General features: G+C 65.2%; 18 protein-coding genes and 1 tRNA gene. 12 read left to right on the top strand and 7 right to left on the bottom strand.

Going from position 1 to position 19,727, the window contains the following annotated elements; translation table 11 throughout:
* Positions 1–158: 158 nt before the first annotated feature.
* The 3 genes from ITX31_RS00365 to ITX31_RS00355 form a co-directional block, all read right to left on the bottom strand.
* Positions 159–4,649, bottom strand: a complete 4,491-nt coding sequence (locus ITX31_RS00365) for an ExeM/NucH family extracellular endonuclease (RefSeq protein WP_194781517.1) — start codon at positions 4,647–4,649, stop codon at positions 159–161.
* A 221-nt stretch (positions 4,650–4,870) separates the two neighbouring features.
* Positions 4,871–5,443, bottom strand: a complete 573-nt coding sequence (locus ITX31_RS00360; protein ID WP_194781516.1) for a septum formation family protein — start codon at positions 5,441–5,443, stop codon at positions 4,871–4,873.
* Between the two features lie 186 nt (positions 5,444–5,629).
* A tRNA-Ser gene (locus tag ITX31_RS00355) sits at positions 5,630–5,717 on the bottom strand.
* 66 nt (positions 5,718–5,783) lie between these two features.
* Between ITX31_RS00355 and ITX31_RS00350 the strand changes: the two genes are divergently transcribed.
* The 7 genes from ITX31_RS00350 to ITX31_RS00320 all read left to right on the top strand — a co-directional run bounded on the left by ITX31_RS00350 (position 5,784) and on the right by ITX31_RS00320 (position 11,985).
* Complete coding sequence (locus tag ITX31_RS00350; protein WP_194781515.1) at positions 5,784–6,761, top strand: NAD(P)H-quinone oxidoreductase; 978 nt, start codon at positions 5,784–5,786, stop codon at positions 6,759–6,761.
* 173 nt (positions 6,762–6,934) lie between these two features.
* Positions 6,935–9,232 carry a carbon starvation CstA family protein gene (locus ITX31_RS00345; protein ID WP_194781514.1) on the top strand — a complete coding sequence of 766 codons (2,298 nt, stop codon included), beginning with the start codon at positions 6,935–6,937 and terminating at the stop codon, positions 9,230–9,232.
* Positions 9,232–9,423 (top strand): YbdD/YjiX family protein, encoded by a 192-nt coding sequence (locus ITX31_RS00340; RefSeq protein WP_194781513.1) that lies wholly within the window; start codon positions 9,232–9,234, stop codon positions 9,421–9,423. The genes ITX31_RS00345 and ITX31_RS00340 overlap by 1 nt, the downstream gene beginning before the upstream one ends.
* Positions 9,424–9,558: 135 nt before the next feature.
* Entirely contained in the window at positions 9,559–9,810 is a 252-nt protein-coding gene (locus ITX31_RS00335) for a hypothetical protein (protein WP_194781512.1), read from the top strand.
* Between the two features lie 41 nt (positions 9,811–9,851).
* Positions 9,852–10,565 carry a bacterial proteasome activator family protein gene (locus ITX31_RS00330; protein ID WP_194781511.1) on the top strand — a complete coding sequence of 238 codons (714 nt, stop codon included), beginning with the start codon at positions 9,852–9,854 and terminating at the stop codon, positions 10,563–10,565.
* A gap of 26 nt (positions 10,566–10,591) precedes the next feature.
* The gene (locus tag ITX31_RS00325) at positions 10,592–11,050 is read left to right on the top strand and encodes a hypothetical protein (protein ID WP_194781510.1); all 459 of its coding nucleotides are present in this window, start codon (positions 10,592–10,594) and stop codon (positions 11,048–11,050) included.
* 98 nt (positions 11,051–11,148) lie between these two features.
* Complete coding sequence (locus ITX31_RS00320) at positions 11,149–11,985, top strand: aldo/keto reductase (protein WP_194781509.1); 837 nt, start codon at positions 11,149–11,151, stop codon at positions 11,983–11,985.
* A 101-nt stretch (positions 11,986–12,086) separates the two neighbouring features.
* Here ITX31_RS00320 and ITX31_RS00315 read toward each other — a convergent pair whose 3' ends face one another.
* From ITX31_RS00315 to ITX31_RS00300, 4 genes are read right to left on the bottom strand one after another with little or no spacing between them, the layout of a single operon-like run.
* Complete coding sequence (locus ITX31_RS00315; protein WP_194781508.1) at positions 12,087–12,485, bottom strand: flagellar assembly protein FliW; 399 nt, start codon at positions 12,483–12,485, stop codon at positions 12,087–12,089.
* Positions 12,482–13,381: a flagellar hook-associated protein FlgL gene (flgL, locus tag ITX31_RS00310; RefSeq protein ID WP_323745533.1), complete on the bottom strand. Its 900-nt coding sequence runs from the start codon at positions 13,379–13,381 to the stop codon at positions 12,482–12,484. The genes ITX31_RS00315 and flgL overlap by 4 nt, the downstream gene beginning before the upstream one ends.
* Positions 13,382–13,385: 4 nt before the next feature.
* The gene (gene flgK, locus ITX31_RS00305; RefSeq protein ID WP_194781507.1) at positions 13,386–14,786 is read right to left on the bottom strand and encodes a flagellar hook-associated protein FlgK; all 1,401 of its coding nucleotides are present in this window, start codon (positions 14,784–14,786) and stop codon (positions 13,386–13,388) included.
* 28 nt (positions 14,787–14,814) lie between these two features.
* The gene (locus ITX31_RS00300; RefSeq protein WP_194781506.1) at positions 14,815–15,300 is read right to left on the bottom strand and encodes a flagellar protein FlgN; all 486 of its coding nucleotides are present in this window, start codon (positions 15,298–15,300) and stop codon (positions 14,815–14,817) included.
* A 262-nt stretch (positions 15,301–15,562) separates the two neighbouring features.
* On the opposite strand from ITX31_RS00300, the gene ITX31_RS00295 reads away from it, so the two are divergent.
* The 5 genes from ITX31_RS00295 (at position 15,563) to ITX31_RS00275 (ending at position 19,713) form a co-directional block, all read left to right on the top strand.
* On the top strand, positions 15,563–16,402 hold the full coding sequence (locus ITX31_RS00295) for a sigma-70 family RNA polymerase sigma factor (protein ID WP_194781505.1): 840 nt from the start codon (positions 15,563–15,565) through the stop codon (positions 16,400–16,402).
* A gap of 123 nt (positions 16,403–16,525) precedes the next feature.
* Positions 16,526–17,350, top strand: a complete 825-nt coding sequence (locus ITX31_RS00290) for a flagellin (protein ID WP_194781504.1) — start codon at positions 16,526–16,528, stop codon at positions 17,348–17,350.
* A gap of 251 nt (positions 17,351–17,601) precedes the next feature.
* Positions 17,602–18,942 carry a flagellar filament capping protein FliD gene (gene fliD / locus ITX31_RS00285; RefSeq protein WP_194781503.1) on the top strand — a complete coding sequence of 447 codons (1,341 nt, stop codon included), beginning with the start codon at positions 17,602–17,604 and terminating at the stop codon, positions 18,940–18,942.
* Between the two features lie 2 nt (positions 18,943–18,944).
* Complete coding sequence (fliS, locus tag ITX31_RS00280; protein ID WP_323745532.1) at positions 18,945–19,379, top strand: flagellar export chaperone FliS; 435 nt, start codon at positions 18,945–18,947, stop codon at positions 19,377–19,379.
* Positions 19,369–19,713 carry a hypothetical protein gene (locus ITX31_RS00275; protein WP_194781502.1) on the top strand — a complete coding sequence of 115 codons (345 nt, stop codon included), beginning with the start codon at positions 19,369–19,371 and terminating at the stop codon, positions 19,711–19,713. Before fliS ends, ITX31_RS00275 begins: the two co-directional genes overlap by 11 nt.
* Positions 19,714–19,727: the final 14 nt, after the last annotated feature.

Raw genomic sequence — 19,727 nt, 5'->3', positions numbered from 1 at the left:
GTCCGGCCGTAGATACACTTCGTCAGGGTGCGCCAGCCCACCGCCCAGCGGCCGCCCGGCCCACAGGGCCTACGGCTGCCGCGGCATATGAGAAGCGGCGCCGCCAGGACCCGATGGTCCGGACGGCGCCGCTTCGCTGCTGGCCCGGCCAGTGCGGACTAGCCGCGGCTGATGGTGCAGACCAGGTAGCGTGCGTAATCCACCGCGTACTTCAGCCAGCCCCGGACATCCCACCAGTTCTTCGGCGGAACGGGACGGACACAGGTGGGCTGTTCCGGTGCCGGATCAACGGTGACCGGGATGGTCACCGTGGTGCCGGACGGATCTGCGGCCAAAACCAGGGATCCGCTGCCGGACGCCGACGCCGGGAGTGTGGCTGTGACATTGGCGGCGCCGGCGGCCACCGGGACGGAACCCAGGGCAACGGCGGTTCCGCCGGCCGGGACCCAGCTGACGGCCAGCGTGGTGTTGGCCGGGCTGCCCAGCGAGGTCAGATCCAGCTTGTCCACCGTGAAGGAGACATTTGAACCGGCCTTCGACGTAGCCGGAGCTCCCTTGACGATGACGCCCTGGCGGGCGAAGTCCGGGGAGACCGGGCTGCTGGTCTGCAGGTAGCTGATCCACGCATCGCGGTCGATCAGCCCCGAGTCACGGGTGTCCGTACCCTGCGCGAAGGTGGAGAAATTATCCCCGCCCTGTGCCAGGAAGCTGAACGTTCCCACACGGTAGGCGCGGTTGGGGTCCAGCGCTGCGCCGTTGACGGTGACCGACTGGATCCGGGAGCCGCGGGCCTGGTCCGGATCGTAGGTGTAGGTCACGTTGTCTGACAGGCCCAGGGCCAGGAACGCCCGGGAGCTTCCGTCCGGCTGCCACTGTTCCTCCAGGACCGACTTCAGCTGCGCACCGGTGAGGGTGGTAGTCCAGAGGTTGTTCACGAACGGCAGCACCGCGTTGGCTTCGGCGTAAGTGATCACGCCGTCCTCACCGTAGTACAGCTCGGCGCGGAGCCCGCCTGGATTGACGACGCCGATTTCGGCGCCGCCGCGCTCGGACGAACCGAGCGATGAGAGCAGCGAATCGGCTACCAGGTTGCCCAGGGTTGATTCGTTGCCGCGGTCGTCGCGGGACGTTCCGGCGAAAGCCGTGGTGATGTCCGCGGTGACCGAGCCGATGGGCTGGTTGCCCACCTCGGCAGCGAACGCCAGGGCGGCGTCGACAATCCGCTGAACCTCGGCCACCGCCGGGTACGCGGCCACCAGGTCCGCAGCGGGCGTGGTGGTACGGGCGGCGTTGCCTGCGGTGTAGGAGAGAACCTCATCCATTTCGGCGTCGTACTGCAGCTCGATCTGGCCGACGAACTCGCCGTAGGAACCGGTCTGCACAACGGGACGGGTCTTGCCGTCCACGCCCGGAACCGGAGCATCCCACGCATACTGCTTGTGCGTGTGGCCGGTGTAGATGGCGTCCACCAGCGCGCTGGTTTCCGTCGCGATCTCCGCGAAGGCACCGCCGCCGGCGATCTCCTCCTCGAGCGTGGCGCCGTCGGGCGTTCCCGACCCGGCGCCCTCGTGGTACTCGGCGATAATGACGTCTGCCAGGCCTTCTGCATCCAGGCGTTCCGCGACCCGGTTGACGGCTTCGACCGGATCCCCGAACTCGAGGGTGGCAATGCCTCCCGGAGAAACCAGGGTTCCGGTCTCCTCGGTCACTGCTCCAATCACGGCCACCCGAACGCCGTTCACGTCCAGGATGGTGTACTCCGGCAGCGCCGGGGTGGTGGTGCCCCTGAGGTACACGTTGGCGCCCAGGTAGTCGAACTCCGCGGCGGGAACCACCCGGTCCGTGAGGTCCGTGAAGCCGCCGTCGAACTCGTGGTTGCCCACTGCGGAGGCCCGCAGGCCCAGTGCGTTCAGGACGTCGATAGTGGGCTGGTCCTGCTGCACCGAGGAGGCGAACAGGGATGCGCCGATGTTGTCACCGGCGGAGAGGAACAGCGAGCTGCCCTCCGGTGCGGCGGCCTTGAGCTGCTCGACGGTGCCGGCGAAGTTGACGGTGTTGGCATCAATCCGGCCGTGGAAATCGTTGATGTTGAGCAGGTTCAGGTCCGTAACCTCGGCCTCGGCCGGGGTCAGGTCCATCCCGACGAGAATCGGATCGTGGTCCGAGGAACGGTAGGGATCGGCAGCGTAGAAATCGGTGGCGTTGTAGTTGTACCGGCTGTATTCGAAGGCGATCGACTCAACCGAGTTGATGTTCCAGATGTCGGTGCCGGTGACGTCCTCAGCCGCCGCGGGCGAGGCCAGGACGTGGTCCAGGGAGCCAACCAGGCCGCTGAAGGCGTAGGAGTGCTTGCCCGTGGCCTTGCCCAGGTTCAGGTAGCCCGCTTCGGCGAAGACCTGCATGGGGTCTTCCGCGGCGTAGGAGTTGAAATCGCCGAGCAGGAAGACCCGCTCGGTTCCGGCGTCCTGCGCCACGGTGTCCGCGAACGCGGCCACGGCCTGTGCCTGGCGGACACGGTCGGCATTCCAGCCGCCCTGTCCGCTGTCTGCGTTCTCGCCGCTGGACGGTGCCGATCCCTTTGACTTGAAGTGGTTCGCGATCGCCACGAAGCTTTCGCTGTCTTCCCCGCCGGCCGGCTTGAAGGCCTGGGCCAGGGGTTCGCGGGCGTTGGAGAATACGCTCTCATTGTTCAGGATGATCGACTCGCCCACCGGTTCCGCGGTGGCGGTCCGGTAGATGAACGCGGTGCGGATCACGTCCTCGTCGTCCGGAAGGGCCGCGGGGGAGCGGACGTAGTCCCAGGTTCCCGGTGCAGCGGCATTCAGTGCCTCGGTGAGGTGGGCCAGGGCGGTGTCCCGGTCCTGTCCCAGTCCAGCGGAGTTCTCGATTTCCATGAGACCGACGACGTCGGCGCCCAGGGCATTGATCGCTGCCACGATCTTCGCCTGCTGGCGTTCGAGGTTGGCCTCGTTGGCAGCGCCGCGTGCATCGCAGCCGCCGCGGACGGTCACCGGAGCTCCGGAGCGGTCGTTGTAGTAGGTGCAGCCGGAGAGATCGGCTCCGGTGGTGCTGAAGTAGTTCAGCACGTTGAAGGCGGCGAGCTTCAGGTTGCCGCCAACGCTCTGCGGAGCGGCGGTGCGGGAGTTTTCGAACGACGCCGGCTGGACCGTCTGCGCGTTGCCGGGAGTCAGCTCGGTCAGCGGCTGGAAACGCCAGGCACTGTTCCGGTAGTCCAGGATCACGTTGGTGGTGAAAGTTGCCGCAGACCCGATCCGCACCGGATTGGTGGAGCTCAGGTACGGCAGCGGCTTGGACTGGTTGGCGGCGGAAAGGAAGTTGGTGGTGGCGCCGTCGTCGAGCTTTACGGCCTTCGCCGCGTTGTCCGCGGCAACTGCCGCGTGTTCCGGCGTTCCCACCGGCGCAACTGCGGTGGGCTGCACCAGCGTCTCACCGCCGGCAGCGAGGCCGATTTCCGCGTACTGGTTCAGGGTGTAGTTGTCCGTGACGGTGAACTCGCCCTGCGGTGCCAGCAGCATGCCCTCGAGGGTTTCCCGCTCGGCGTCGGTGGCAGGCCACGCAACCGCGGCGGGCTTGATCTCTTCCGCCGGTTCGCCGGGCTTGGTCATGGCGCCGGCCGGAACCGTCAGCTGGGTCAGGCCAAAGTATTCGCCCACGGTTCCGGTGACCTCCACGTAGTCGCCGACGGCAACCTGGCCCACGGTGGCTGCGGAGTAGACAAAGACGGCGTCGGAAGCCGTGTGCGTTGCCGGGTCCAGCTCGCCGCCGGTGCCCGGGGTCTGGATGTAGTAGCCGCTGAAGCCGCCGGTCGGGTAGGAGGCGGTGACCTTGCCGCGGGTGGTGACGGTTTGGCCAACCAGCGGGCTGGCGTCACCGGTGCCCTGGATCTCCGCAATGGGGCGTACCCCGGCCGGAGGATCGGTGGGCTCCGGGTCCGTCGGTTCGGGATCGGTGGGCTCCGGGTCCGTCGGTTCGGGATCGGTGCCGGTTCCGCCCGTGTTCGTCGGTGTGACGGAGGCGCTGAGCGTGAAGTCTGATGCGTTGTTGTTGGTGTCCGCGAATGAGGTGCGGTTCAGGGACTTCGGATCGGAGTTGCCGGCCGGGGCGGCGGCAGGGGCTGTCTCGAAGGTATTGGAGGTGCCGTAGCCGAGCAGGTCCACGACGCCGGGCTGGACCGTCACGGAGCCGGTGGGCAGCGGGTTCACTGCTGCAGGCTGGTTCGCGAGTACGATCGTGCCGGCGGAGCCGGAGAAGCTTGCGCCGATGGTCGCGTCGGCCGCCGGCAAGACAACACCGTTGGTGCCGTTGCTGGCGCCCTGGACCAGATAGTAGCCGCCGGCCGGGATGCTCCCGGAAAGCCCGGCGATTCCGGTGGGTGCACCGGTGCTGCCCGCTGCCCGGTACTGCAGGGACCAGCCGTCGAGGCTAACCGCGGCGCTGGTCGGGTTGTAGAGTTCCACGAATTTGTTGGTGAACGGGGCGTTGGCGCTTCCCCCGCTCAGGTAGGCCTCGTTGATCACGACGCCGGAACGTGATTCCTCCGCGTGGGCGGGCAATGCCGCCAGCGGGCCGGCCAGCAGGCCGGCAGACAGTGCTGTGCCCAGCACCGCCGTCCATCGGGTAAATCTCATGCCTCATTGCTCCTTTGGGGAACGGATGCCGGTGTGGGGGCACGCGGTAATGGCCCTGGTAGTTCGGCAAGGGGTGCGGTGAACCCCTTCTGGATACCACCCCGGGGTGACAGGCATATGAATTCGAACCCTTTGGTGCCCTAACGGCAGGCAGCTATTGACAAACACAAAAAAGGGGACCTAACCGTTTTGGTTAGATCCCCTTTCCCGGCGAAAGAGAACTAGACGTTCGAACCCTTCACCGAGGTGCTGAGCTTCTCGCCGTCCATACGGTAGACGGTGCAGAGGATCTCCCGGTCATTGCCGAGCGTCCAGGATGAGGGCGTGGGCGTGAGGTAGCCAATGTTCAGGGCCGACTCGGAGTAATCCGTGCCGATGTAGGGCTGGAATTCAGCGAGGCAGAACTCCTGTGCCGCGGCGTCCACGGCCTCCTCGCCGGGGAAGGCTCCGGCTTCCATGTCCATGGCCGCGTAGACCTCAGTGTCGTGCGGCTCGGTGCAGGGAAGCACGTCGACTGCTTCAATCTGTTCGGCATCCGGGTCATCGACCAGGCAGTCTCCAACCTTCAGGTCGACGGCGTCGACGGTTTCCGCAGACACCTCGTCTTCCGTCTTCTCATCAGCTGCGGTATCGGCTTCCGCCGAGGCGGAGCTGGAGGCCGCGGCAGGCGACTCACTGGTTTTCGGTTCATCGTTGTCTGCGGAGGCTCCGCACCCTGCGAGTACGAGGGCGAACACGGCAGCCGAGGCAGCCTTTCCTGCGCGGGCCAGGTGCATCTGGCGGGCGGATTTCATGCGAATGACTCCTTCTGCGGTAATTGGTTTTGGTTACCACCCCCCAATGGGCCGGAAACCACCAGAAAAGGCTATGCGGAAAACAAGCATGCTTATAAATCGGTGAAGTAACATCCGCTCACAATATGCAATGACATGGAGCGGGTAGACAAAAGCACCCCGGCCAGTGGCCGGGGTGCTCGGGAGCGGAAGGTAAGGGATTCGAACCCTTGGTACGGGGTTACCGCACACTGGTTTTCAAGACCAGCTCCATCGGCCGCTCGGACAACCTTCCTCCGCTTAGTAGTCTGGCAGATGAGCGCAGTTCACCAAAATTTTCTCCACTTCCGCAGGAGGCCCCATGAAAGCGATAGTCATTACCGAGCCCGGCGGCCCGGAGGTCCTGGCCCTCCGCGACGTACCGGCACCCGTCCCCGGCCCCGGTGAGGTCCTCATCGATGTTGCCGCGGCGGGACTCAACCGTGCCGACGTGCTGCAGCGCCACGGCAATTATCCGGTTCCTCCGGGTGCCCCTGAATATCCGGGCCTGGAGGTCTCCGGCCGTGTGGCAGCGGTGGGCACCGGAGTGGAGGGGCTGGAAGTCGGAGCCGACGTCGTTGCCCTGCTTTCCGGCGGCGGGTACGCCGAACAGGTGGCGGTTCCTGCCGGCCAGGTGCTGCCTGTTCCGCCGGAAATGGACCTGGTGACGGCAGCGGCCCTCCCCGAGGTGGCGGCCACTGTGTTCTCGAACCTTTTCATGGCCGCAGGAGTCCGTGAAGGAGAGTATGTGCTGATCCATGGCGGGGCCGGAGGCATCGGCACCATGGCCATCCAGCTCGTGGCGGCCGTCGGCGCAATACCCATGGTGACGGCGTCGAGCCCGGCGAAGCTGGAACTGGCCAGGAGCCTCGGTGCCAAGGTGCTGATCAACTACAAGGAACAGGACTTCGTAGAGGAAGTCCGTGCCGCCACCAACGGGCACGGGGCAGACGTGATCCTGGATGTCATGGGCGCCAAGTACCTGCAGCGGAATGTCGATGCGCTCGCCGTCGCGGGCCGGCTGGTCATCATCGGGCTGCAGGGCGGAACCCGGGCTGAACTGGACCTCAACGCACTGATGAGCAAACGCTGCGCAGTCATGGGAACGACGCTGCGTGCACGACCCGTGGAGGAGAAGAGCGCCATCATGGCGGCCGTGGGCGAATACGTCTGGCCCCTGATCAAGGACGGCAGCATCAAACCGCTGGTTGACCGCACGTTCCCGCTGGCCGAGGCAGCAGCCGCCCACGAGTACTTCGACTCCGGACAGCACACCGGAAAGATCCTGCTCACGCTGTAGACCGCCGGGCGCCGGGCCTCCCCGCCGCCCGGTGCCGCAGCAGGACCATTCGGCGGACCGTTCCCGGAACCACCGGCGTGTATGTGATCCACATCGCATTCCCGGTGCTACCCTCAGGCGCACATCACGCCCTGCTGCCGCAGGGACCGCACTGCTGACAAAGGGGTAGCACCATGGGTGAAGACAACCGACGACGGAGGGACCCGGACCGTCCGGACCCCGAGGCCGGGGACGCAGACACCCTCCTCCAGGATCCGGACCTGCCGCCGGTGGCTGTCGTCGACGACGCGGAAGGCCGAAGCACCTGGACGCCGCTGAAGATCGCGGTCTGGGTGGGCATCGCCCTGCTGGGCGGCATCAGCTGGACCATGCTGGCAATCATCCGCGGCGAAACCGTCAACGCCATCTGGTTCGTCTTTGCCGCGGTCTGTACGTACCTGATCGGCTACCGGTTCTACTCGAAGTACATCGAGCGGCACCTGCTCAAGCCCAACGACCGCCGCGCCACACCCGCTGAGTACAAGGCGGACGGCAAGGACTACGCCGCCACCGACCGCAGGGTGCTCTACGGGCACCACTTCGCCGCGATTGCCGGCGCGGGCCCCCTGGTGGGCCCGGTCCTGGCCGCCCAGATGGGCTACCTTCCCGGCACCGTTTGGATCATCGTCGGCGTCATCCTCGCCGGCGCGGTCCAGGACTACCTGGTCATGTTCTTCTCCATGCGCCGCGGCGGCCGTTCCCTGGGGCAGATGGCCCGTGAGGAACTCGGGCTGATCGGCGGCACGGCGGCCCTGATCGCCACCCTCACCATCATGATCATCATTGTCGCCATCCTGGCCCTGGTGGTCGTGAACGCCCTCGGCGAGAGCCCGTGGGGTGTCTTCTCCGTGGCCATGACCATCCCGATTGCACTGTTCATGGGCGTGTACCTGCGCTATCTGCGTCCCGGCAAGGTCAGCGAGGTCTCGGTCATCGGCTTCGTGCTGCTGATGCTCGCGATCGTGGGCGGCGGCTGGATCGCCGACACCGAATGGGGCGTGGCGATCTTCTCCCTGGACCGGGTGACCATCGCCTGGGGCATCATCATCTACGGCTTCATCGCCGCCGTGCTGCCGGTCTGGCTGTTGCTGGCCCCGCGCGACTACCTTTCCACCTTCATGAAGATCGGCACGATCGTCCTGCTCGCGGTCGCCATCATTGTTGTCCGCCCGGAGATCAGCGTTCCCGCCTTCAGCGAGTTCGCGTCGCGGGACGACGGCCCGGTGGTTGCGGGCCCGCTCTTCCCGTTCCTCTTCGTCACGATTGCCTGCGGTGCCCTGTCCGGCTTCCACGCGCTCATCTCCTCGGGAACCACCCCGAAGATGATCATGAAGGAACGCCAGACCCGGTTCATCGGCTACGGCGGCATGCTGATGGAGTCCTTCGTGGCAATCATGGCGCTGGTCGCAGCAATCTCCCTGGACCGCGGCATCTACTTCGCCATGAACTCCTCGGCGGCCGCCACCGGCGGAACCGTTGAGGGCGCCGTCGCGTTCGTGAACTCCCTGGGCCTGGCGGGCGTGAACCTCACCCCGGACATGCTCACCTCCCTGGCCTCCGACGTCGGTGAAGAGTCGGTGGTCTCGCGCACCGGCGGTGCGCCCACCCTCGCCGTCGGCCTGGCGATGATCATGCAGAGCTTCATCGGCGGCCCGGCGATGATGGCCTTCTGGTACCACTTCGCCATCATGTTCGAGGCGCTGTTCATCCTCACCGCCGTCGACGCCGGCACCCGCGTCGCCCGCTTCATGCTGCAGGATTCGATCGGCAACTTCGTCCCGAAGTTCAGGGATACCGGGTGGCGGACAGGGGCCTGGATCTGCACGGCGATCATGGTTGCCGGCTGGGGTTCGATCCTGATCATGGGTGTCACCGATCCGCTGGGTGGCATCAATACGCTGTTCCCGCTCTTCGGCATCGCCAACCAGCTGCTCGCTGCCATAGCGCTGGCGATCTGCCTGGCGATCCTGGCCAAGAAGAACGTCTTCAAGTACATCTGGGTGGTGGTGCTGCCGCTGGCCTTCGCCTCCGTGGTCACCATCACTGCCTCGATGTACAAGATCTTCTCCCCGGTCCCGGCCGTGGGCTACTGGGCGCAGCACAACGCCTTCCGCAACGCCCTGGAGGCCGGGGAAACCAGCTTCGGTACGGCCAAGACCGTCGAGGCCATGGAGGCGGTGGTCCGGAACACCTTCGTGCAGGGTGTCCTGTCCATCCTGTTCGTGACCCTGGCGATCATCGTGATCGTCACGGCTGTTCTGGCCTCGGTCCGCTCCTTCCGGTCCGGCGGAGCGCCGAGCGCCGAGGACCTGGCCGTGCCGTCGCGGACGTTCGCGCCGGCAGGCTTCTTCGCCGCACCGGAGGAAAAGGAAATCCAGGCACAGTGGGATGCCCTGCCGGAGGAGAAACAGCCGGCGCGGACGGGTCACTGATGACCGCCGTCGTCGGGCACCTGCGCGGATTCATCCGCTTCTTCCGTGACGTGATGGGAGAGGACGCGTACCGCAAGTACCAGGCGCACCACGCGGCGTCGGGCTGTTCGTCTCCGCCGCTGACCGAGCGGGAATTCTGGCGGGACAAGATGGACCGCCAGGACGCCAACCCCGGCGGGCGCTGCTGCTGATGCGGTAGCAGCCTCCCTTCCCCCCCTCGAGATGGCAGAAACTGCACGTTACAGGTCTCAAAAGGGCAGTTTCTGCCATCTCGGTGGTTAGGGGAGGAGGTTGAGGCGGCTGCCGGATGCTGCTTTGCTGGAGGAATGGCAGACAACAAGGACCTTCCTGACGATCCCCATCTGCGCGAAGACATCAGCCTTCCGCTGCACGAGCCGGACGACGAGGCTGCGCACCTGGCGGAGGATGCCGGGATTCCGGAGGGCGCCGCCGCAGGCCCCGAGTTCGACGAGCACCACTACACCGCGGGCCAGCTCAACGCGGGCCAGTATGCTGCCGGGCTGAGCCCCGACGGCGAGTACGCACAAAAGCGCGAGGAAGAGCTTGAAAGCGAGTGAATCCCCGGCCTAACCGGCACCAGGCGTGAGAGCATTAATTCATGACTGAACAGAACGGATCTGCGCGATTCTCCGGACCGGGAAATCCCGGCCACCCGGCCGCCAGGCCGTCGGAGTCCCCGGACCGGGACGGCACGGACCAGCAGGTCCAAGCCCCGGACCCGGCAGGCACCGGCCAGTCCGAAACCGGCGAACAGTCCCCGGATGCCTCAGCGGCCCCGTCCGCCGGCGGCCGGTCCGGGCCGGCCAAACTCAATGAACTGGTCGATGAACCGGCCAAGGTCATGCGGATAGGCACCATGATCAAGCAGCTGCTGGAGGAAGTCCGCAATGCGCCGCTGGACGACGCGGCGCGGAACCGGCTTGCCGAAATCCATGAGCGCTCGCTCACGGAGCTCTATGACGGACTCGCCCCGGAGCTGGTGACCGAACTCGAGCGGATCAACCTGCCCTTCCCGGAGGACACCACGCCCACCGACGCGGAACTGCGCATTGCGCAGGCTCAGCTCGTCGGTTGGCTGGAAGGGCTTTTCCGCGGAATCCAGACGGCGATCGCGGCCCAGCAGACCGCCAACCAGCAGCTGCAGAGCAGGCTCCAGCTGCGCCAGCTGCCGCCGGGTACTGTGCTGGCACCCGGCGTCGTCATCGGTGAAAACGGTGAACCGAAGCGGACCGGCACGGCCGCGCAGCCCGGCCAGCAGCCCGGTGCGGGTGCGCACGTGGAACCCCACGCCGGCCCGGGCCAGTATTTGTAGCGTGTGTCTGTAGAATTTCCCGCAGGATGGCACTTTTCGCAGCAGCCCGGCAGGGGCGCAAGGACGACACCGAACTCGGCAAGGGTGTGTGGCGGCGTGCCCACGACCGGTTCACCCGCGGGCTGGACCGCTACCACCAGATGCTCGAAGGGGTGGAAGACGACGCCCTGTACAACGACCTGGCGCTGGTCGCCAACGACCTGGCCGCACTGCTCCCGCGCGTCCGGGCCGTCTGTGCCGGAGCCCAGAAACAGCTGCCCAGCTCCGGCCAGGACATTCCCGGCGGATTGATCGCCGTGCACCGGGCGCTCTCCCGCTCCGGCAATTCGCTGGCAGCCGCCGCGGAGGCCGCCGCCATGTCCCGGCTGGAAGGCGAGCGCTGGGGCATTGCCTCCGCAGGAGTGGAGAATGTCCGGCGCCGGGCGGCCCTGGTCCAGGACGACGTCGCAGAGGCAGAGCGCGTCCTGGCGGCCTCCCGCACCTAGGCCGGCACGCCGCAAGAGCAGCGGCCGCGATTTCGCGTCCAGCAAACACCGGCGCTTTTGGTCTGCGGGACGCGCATGCCGGGTGGAGGATGGGGACCATGACTACATCTCCTCTCGTCACCTTCAACGACGGCAACACCATCCCCCAGCTCGGCTACGGCGTCTGGCGGGTTGAGGACGAACTCGCGGAAAAGACCGTTGGTATGGCCTTCGAAGCCGGTTACCGCCACATCGACACCGCCAAGATCTACGACAACGAAGCAGGCGTAGGCCGCGCCATCGCCGCCTCCAGCCTGCCGCGTGAAGACATGTTCATCACCACCAAGGTCTGGAACGCAGACCAGGGCTACGAAGAGACCCTGGCAGCCTTCGACGCCTCCATGGAGCGCCTCGGGCTGGAATACCTGGACCTGTACCTGATCCACTGGCTGCAGCCGAAGCAGGGCAAGTACGTGGACACCTGGAAGGCACTGGTTGAGCTGCAGAAGTCCGGCCGGGTCAAGTCCATCGGCGTCTGCAACTTCACCGTCGAGGCCCTGCAGGAGATCATCGACGCCACCGGCGTGGTCCCCGTCCTGAACCAGGTGGAGACCCACCCGTACCTGGCCCAGACGGAACTGCGTGAGTTCGAGGCCAAGCACAACATCAAGCACGAGTCTTACTCTCCGCTGGGCTCCGGCCAGGGCCTGCTGGATGATGCAGTGCTCAAGGACATCGCAGCAAAGTACGACGGCGCCACGCCCGCCCAGGTGGTCATCGCCTGGCACCTGGCACTGGGCAACATCGTGATCCCGAAGTCCGTCACTGAGTCCCGCATCCGTGAGAACTGGGCAGCATTGGACCTCAAGCTCTCCGATGAGGACATCCAGGCAATCAACGCCCTGGACAACGGCACCCGCTTCGGCGCGGATCCGGCGACGTCCGACTTCGCCTAACTCCCACCCCAAAAACGAGATAGCAGAAAGTGCACGTCCCAGCTCTGGGACGTGCACTTTCTGCTATCTCGATGGGGGGTTGAACGGGAAGGGGAGGGGGCCTAGGCAGCGGCGACGGCTTCCAGCGGTGCCCGCAGCGGAAGGTCCCGGCCCTCGAGGATCACCTGGGCGCACTGCCAGGTCCGGGTGTTGATGATCACCGGGGCCAGCAGGTTGACGGTGGTGCCGGCGTCGGACGGATTCGCGACCACCAGGACGCGCGCTTCGGCCGGATCCTCCAGCTGGAGCTGGCGGGCCTGCTCATCGGAGATCTCCGGGTTGTACTCCGGCAGGTAGACCGCGGCGTCGATGGCGTAGAAGCGCCGCACGCCAGCGGAGACGTCCGTCCCGGTGAGGGAGTAGAGTCCCGTGGCGCCGTCGACGTCTTCCAGCGCGAATTCGGTCAGCGGCTCCAGGCCCGGAGGCGGCGCAAGGAAGGAAACGGGAGTCACGGTGCTCATCGCAGGAAGTCCATCAGGGTGGGCTGGAGTACCTTCGCGGTGACAGCCAGGGAGGACTGGTAGGCGAGCTCCTGGAGCTTCAGGTCCAGGATGACCTGGGCCGTGTCCAGGTCCTCGATGCCGGAGCGCCGGGTCTCCAGGCTGACGGACTGCTCCAAGTTGGCTTCCTCTGCTTTCAGGACACGGGCGTGGCGGATACCGACGTCGGTCTGCGAAGTCAGCACGGTGTTGATGCTCTCATCGATGCCGGCCAGGTGGGTACTGATGTTGCCGTTGCCCCGCAGATCGGCGACCAGGGAATCGATCCTGGTGAGCATGTCTCCGAAGACCTCCTTGGCACTCGCGTCGACGCGGACCAGGGTGTTGGCATCAATCCGGCGGTTCACCGGGCCGTGACCGTCACCGGCGAAGGTGTAGGTCGGTGCCGTTGCCGGCGGGGCCGGCGGATTTTCGACGACGGCGGCACCGGCGTCGGAATTGCCGGCGAAAATGTTCCGGCCCAGATAGCTGGTGTTGGCCTGGCCCAGCAGGTCCTTCTTCAGGCCCTCGATCTCAGTGGCGATCGCAGCCTTGCTGGCCGGCGTCGTTGTTGCCGTCGATGCCGTGATGGACAGGTCCTTGATCCGGGTGAGGATGTCGCTGGTGCTGGTCAGCGCATTGTCCAGGGTGGCCAGCCAGCCGTTCGCATCCGAGATGTTGCCCTTGTGGGCGGTGTTGGCACGCATTTCTGCGCGCACCTTCAGGGCGTCTGCGGTTCCCGTGGGGTTGTCCGACGGGCGGGTGATGGCTGCGGAGGTCTGGGCCTGCTCCTGCAGCTTGGCCAGCCGGGACATGTTGGCCTGGAGGTTCTGCTGCGCGTTGCGCGTCAGCATCAGGTTGGAGGTGCGGGTGATCACGGGGTTACCTTCCCACAATGCCGGTGCGGTTGATGAGGGTGTCGAGCATTTCGTCGATGGCGGTCATGACCCGCGCCGCACCCTGGTAGGCGTGCTGGTAGGCCAGGAGGTTCAGGTTCTCCTCGTCCAGGTCCACGGAGGAGTTGGAGAGCTGCATGTCGACGGCGGCAGAGGCTGCGACGCCGGCGAGCTCCGCCTGCTGCATCTCCACGCGGCTGCTCGCGCCGATGCCGCTGACGAAGTTGGCCCAGGCGGAGTCGGGGGACTTCGGGCCGGTTCCCAGCTGGGCGATTCTGTCCGCGATGGAGCTGTCCAGGTTGCCCAGGTTCGCCGCGCCGGTGGCGATGCCTGAAGCATCGGTCGGTATGACCTTGAGCGACAGCGCCGCAGGATCGGTGTCGTGGCTGAAGAAGTTGCCTACCGCAATCCCGGCCGTGTTGATGCCGCCGTTATGCTCGTCGTTCACCGCACTGGCCAGCTCGTTGGCGAACTTGTTGTAGCCCTCTGCAGCGGAGGCGAGGATTCCGCCGTCGGCGGCCGGGGCCAGGATGCTCAGCACACCGGCGATTTCGCCGCTGGCGGCCATGTTGCTGCCGGGCCGGTGCGCCCACTCAAGCCGGGGCGCGTCTCCACCCATCTCGCTGCCGCCGGCAACCTTTACCGGGCGGACAAGGTCCCCCGAAACGATGGCGTTGCCGTCGATCAGCACGTCCACCATGCCGTTGTCCGATTCACGGACGGTACCGCCGGCGAGGGCGGCGATGGTGGTGGTGAGGGCGTTGCGCTGGTCGATGAGTTCGTTGGCCGTGCCGCCCGAGGCCAGGGTGGTGCGGATCTGAGCGTTTAGCGAAGCGATTTGGGAGGCGGCGCCGTTCAGCTCAGCTTCCATATCCGTCAGCTGGTTGTGCGCACCGGCCCACTGTTCCTTCACGGAGTTATACCCCGTGGCCAGCTGGGTGGCGATGATGTTGGCCTGCCCGATCAGCGCAGTGGCAGCCGCCTCATTCCCGGGCTTGTTGGCAACACCCTGCCAGGCTGCCCAAAACTCTGTGAGGGAGGCTGAAATACCGTTCTTGCCGGGTTCGTTGAGGCTGGTCTCAAGTCCGGCGAGGGCGTTGGCGCGTACGGCAGAGAAGCCCGACGCCGCTGCCGTGGCCCGTACCCGGGTGTCCAGCTGCATGCTGCCCAAGCGGGCGATGCCGTCAACGGAGACGCCCTGGCCCACGCGGGCACCGGTGGCGAACTTGCCAGTGACCGCCGCCCCGCCCATGGCGGAGGTGGTAACTCGCTGGCGGGTGTAGCCGGGGGTGTTGACGTTGGCGATGTTCTGCCCGACGACGTCGAGTCCCTTGCGGGCTGCGCTCAGACCGGTATAGGCGGTGTTCAGGCCGCTGAAGGTGCTCATGGCGTGCTGGTTCCTTTGTTCACGGTCTTCAGAGTTGCTTGTCCACGATCCGGGCGCCGCTGCCGGTGCCGGCCGAAGTGCCGTTGGACGTGTACGTCTTGCTTTCAGTACCCAGGCCCGCGAGGGTTTCCTGGGCGGAGCGCGCAGCAGTCCGCAGGAACTGCTCGTTCGTGTCGCGCAGATCGCGGATCTTTACCGTCAGTTCAGTCATCGCCTGCAGATGGGCCGTGAAGATCTCAGTCCACGGTCCGGGAGGAGCAGCGGCAATGATCTCCCGAAGAGTTGCATCTTCGGCTATGCCCCACTCCTGCGCGAGCTCGGAAACGGCCACCGTCCTGGCCAGATTCGCGGCACGCAGGCGTTCCAAAACCTGTTCGACTTCCCGCGTGGCGTGCTGCAGCCAGCGGGTTTTACCGGAGGTTAGAAGCAGTTGTTCTTCTTCGAGCTTGAAGGTTAGGAGCTCCAGCAGCTCCCGTTCTTCCCAGAGTAGTGCGGATAATTTCTGGGTTCCCATGCCTTGCTCACCTCCTGCGACGCACGCAAATGTCTCTGTCTCCGACGGACGTGTTGGCACATCCGGCAACGGGTTCAAAGACGCCCGCGTGTGCAGGCCCAGAAAACTTAATCCGTCAGAAACCCCTATCGGCACCTGCGGTTCCAATGTTAGTGGTATGTTGCAGCTATTGCGCCAAAGTAAGGGATGAACCGGGAGACTCAGCTCCTGTCCCAGCGGTCAGCGTATTTTGTTGGGGAACAAGGACTTGGGGGTCCACTAGTTGAATCGCGATGAACGCAACCTTTTGGTTGTGGAGAACTTACCTTTGGTTGGTTATCTGGTCTCAGAGGTGTGTGCCAAAGCCACGCATCTGTCCAGGGATGACCTTGCGTCGGTTGGGGCTATTGCCCTGATTACGTCCGCCGACTCCTTTAATCCGGAGCTGGGGGTGCCGTTCGGTGCCTACGCCCGACGGCGGATTGTCGGCGCCTTCGCCGACGAAATGCGTTCGAATGACTGGGCCACCAGGACTGCCCGCAAGCGCATCAAGGAAACCCTCGCAGTCAAGGAAACACTGACTGCTGCGCTGGGCCGCTGCCCGAAGGTGGACGAGATCGCTTCCGCCATGGGCGTTGACCGCTCGACGGCGGAGGACGCGCTTTCCGACGCCTCGCGCACCGTCTCCCATCTGGACGACGCCGCCGCGGAGTCGCTGGTGAGTGCCCTGCCGTCACCTGAAGGCTCAGCTCTCTCCACCGAGCGCCTGCAGTACCTGCGTGCCGCCGTGGCGGCCCTGCCGGAAAAGATGCGGTACATCGTGGAGCAGGTCTACTTCCACGACCGTTCAGTCAAGGATCTCGCCGCGGAGCTCGGAGCCACACACTCTGCTATTTCGCAGCAGCGCGCCGAGGCTGTCCGCCTGCTCCGTGACGGCCTGGGAACCCACTACTCGGATACTGACACTCCGGCGCCGCTCGAGTCGCGGATTTCGCCGGCCCGCCGCAACGCCTATCTCACTTCGGTGGGGGAGTGGACCGCGGGCGGCCTGACCCGCCTGGATCCGCACCATGGGCCCACTTTCCAGGTTCAGGGGCACGGGCTGAACGCTGCCGTGTCCTAGCTCTCAGAATGCTTGAAAATTCTTTCCCGAATTCCTAACACCGCAGTGACTGGGGCCGATAGCTAGGGGTACAGGCCCACGGACGGGCCTCGTAGTAATCGCCCAATCACGGAGGAATTCATCATGGGTTTCACAATTGCAACTAACGTCTCTTCGCTCAACGCGATGCGCAACCTCAACCTGAACCAGACCAACCAGGCCAAGTCGGTGGAGCGCCTCTCCAGCGGCCTGCGTATCAACCGCGCAGCTGACGACGCCGCCGGCCTGGCTATCTCCGAAGGTCTGAAGAACCAGATCTCCGGTCTGCAGGTTGCCGGCCGCAATGCCCAGGACGGCATCAGCCTCATCCAGACCGCTGAAGGCGCTCTGACCGAGGTCCACAACATCCTGAACCGAGTGCGCGATCTCGCTGTTCAGGGTGGTAACGATTCCAACAACACCAAGTCCCGTGACGCCATCAAGGACGAAATCGACGCCTTGGGTGCCGAGCTTGGCCGTATCCAGTCTTCAACGAACTTCAACGGCATCAAACTGCTCAATGCTGACACGTCAATCACCGTTCAGATCGGCGCAGGCGGCGTTGCAGCGGAAGATCAGCTGGAAGTTGCTTTCACGGCTATGACAGCTGTGGTCACTGCCGTTACGGGCGCGTCCGTTGCCGACTCGGACGCAGCCGCAACATCAGTTTTGGCTATGGACACTGCGATTGCGGCAATCTCCGATCAGCGTGCATCCCTTGGTGCACAGCAGAACCGCCTTGAGTCCACCGCACGCTCCATCGCGGTCTCGGTCGAGAACCTCTCAGCTGCCAACTCCCGTATCCGCGACACCGACATGGCACAGGAAATGGGTAACTTCACCAAGTCCCAGATTCTGTCCAGCGCTGCCACGGCAATGCTGGCCCAGGCCAACCAGATGAACTCCGGCGTCATGCAGCTCCTGCAGTAATAACGGGACCATCCGTGGGAACGCTCCGGCTGAACCGCAACCAGCAGTAACCGCAGAACCGGCAGGTGAATGGCCGCTGGCGGGAAAAGAATGACTTGGACCTCACACTTTTCCCGCCAGCCCATTCCCTGCCTGCGGTGTTTTATCCGGCCTCGGTCCGCGGTCTCAAACTTTCAGCTAGAACCAAACCGGCTTAGTCCCTCCGCAGCAGCGAGGCAGAGTCTGAGGGAAACGTACAAGGAGCATTTCGCATGGCGCTAGGCATTGACGGACTGATCAGCGGGATCAAGACGTCCGAAATGATCAAGCAGCTCATGGACATTGAGGCACGTCCGCAGGTCCTGCTCAAAAACAGGGTCAGCAGCACACAGACCTTCATTACCGGCCTGCAGAACCTCAACACCAAGATCGCCTCGTTAGCTGAAAACGCTGCCAAGGTATCCAAGCCAGCGGGCACGGACCTGTTCAAAGCCAGCACCACCTCCGAAAAAGTCACGGCTACAACCACGGCGGGCGCTGCGGCCGGCTCCCTGGACATTTCCGTATCGCAGACGGCCACAGCTCAGGTTTCTCTCTCCGGCGCCATGGCAGCCTGGCCGTCGAACAGTGTCCTCGCGATCTCCGCCAACGGCACGGTCACCTCCTTTGACACCACGGACAAGTCCATGGATGAGGTCATCAGCGAAGTCAACAAGGCCAACCTCGGCGTTACCGGCGTGAAGATTGCTACCGGGAGCGTGGACGGCATCCAGCAGTACCGGGTTCAGTTCACAGCTGCTAAGACCGGCTCCGAGGGAGCCTTCACGGCCAGCCTCGGCGGAACGGACATGGACGTCCTGAAGCCGGCACAGGACGCGAAGCTCACCCTGTGGGCAGGCACTCCGGCCGCCCAGGAGATCACCTCTTCCACCAATACCTTCAAGGCCCTGATGCCCGGGGTGGATATCACCCTCGCCGCAGACACCCCGGCCAACACCGCGCTGACCGTCAACGTTGCGCGCGACGACGAGGCGATCTCCAAGGTCGCTTCGGACCTGGTGGCCGGACTGGCCGATGTCTTTGCCTACATCAACCGCAATAGCGCCGTCACCGTCTCCACGTCTTCAGGCAACACGGCCGCCTCAGGCGGAGTGTTCACCGGCGACGCCGGTATCCGGGACATCAAGCGCCAGATCATGGAAGCCGCTACGTCACCCGTCGACGGACGCTCTCCGTCGGAGATCGGCGTGGTGATCACCAAAGACGGAACGGTGGAGTTCAACGCGGAGAAATTCGCCGCGGCCATGGAGGCTGATCCGACCAAGACGCAGGAGACCCTGCAGGCCATCGCGGGTCGCGTCGAAGCCGCCGGCAAGGTGGCGTCGGACAAGTACGACGGCCTGCTCACCCAGCGCATTACCGGCCAGGAATCGACAGTCCGTTCGCTGAACACCCAGATCGAAGACTGGGACCGCCGCCTGGCCAGCCGCGAATCAACCCTCAAACTAATCTGGGGCAACCTTGAAGTGAAGCTGAGCCAGCTGCAGAGCCAGCAGGACTGGCTGACCGGCCAGCTTGCCTCGCTCAATTCCTCCAACTCGGGAAAGAAGTGACCGTGAGCTACGGGCTGCAGGCCAAACGCGCCGAATTCATCCGTGACGCCGTCATGTCTGCGTCACCGGTCCGTCTCCTGACCATGCTCTATGACCGGATGCTGCTGGACCTCAACCGCGCCGAAGCCGCCCAGCAGGCCGGAAACTGGAAGGCCGCCAGCGAACAGCTGGTGCACGCCCAGAGCATTGTCGCCGAACTGAGCGGCACGCTGAAGGTCGACGAATGGGAGGGCGGCGAGAACCTCCAGGCCATCTACGGCTACGTGATGAAGGCCATGGTGGAAGCCAACCTGCAGCACAGCGCCGCCATGACCCGCGAATGCATCAACCTGCTCGAACCGCTGCGGGACGCCTGGCACGAAGCCGCCGCCCAGCTGCCCGCCCAGGCGCCCTCCGCCGGTACAACCGGAACCGGCGGTACCCTCGGTGTCGGCTGAACCAGTGGGGGAATACCTGACCCCGCACCAGGAGAACCTTGAACGCTGGGATGAAGTCCTCACCCAGCTCGAGGACAACCTGGAAGCGTTCCTGGACGGCTCCACTGTCCTGGACCAGGCCCGCACCGTCGCCAGCGCCTGGCATCCGCCGCACGAGCTGGGACCGCTGCCGGCTGAATTCGCCACACGCGCCCGGCTGCTCTCAATGGCCCAGCAGCGCGCCTACGCGCAGCTGCGCAACGAATCCAGGATGATCCGGAAGCAGGCGGAACTGATCCGCAGCGTCCCCAGCGCCTCCTCCGGCGGAGCGGTCTACCTCGACGTCGCCGGCTAAGCGACCCACATAGC

Origin of the sequence: Arthrobacter gandavensis (genome assembly GCF_015355785.1) — a bacterium.
In the GTDB taxonomy this organism is placed as follows: domain Bacteria; phylum Actinomycetota; class Actinomycetes; order Actinomycetales; family Micrococcaceae; genus Arthrobacter_B; species Arthrobacter_B gandavensis_A.
This window is presented reverse-complemented; position numbering and strand designations above follow the sequence as displayed.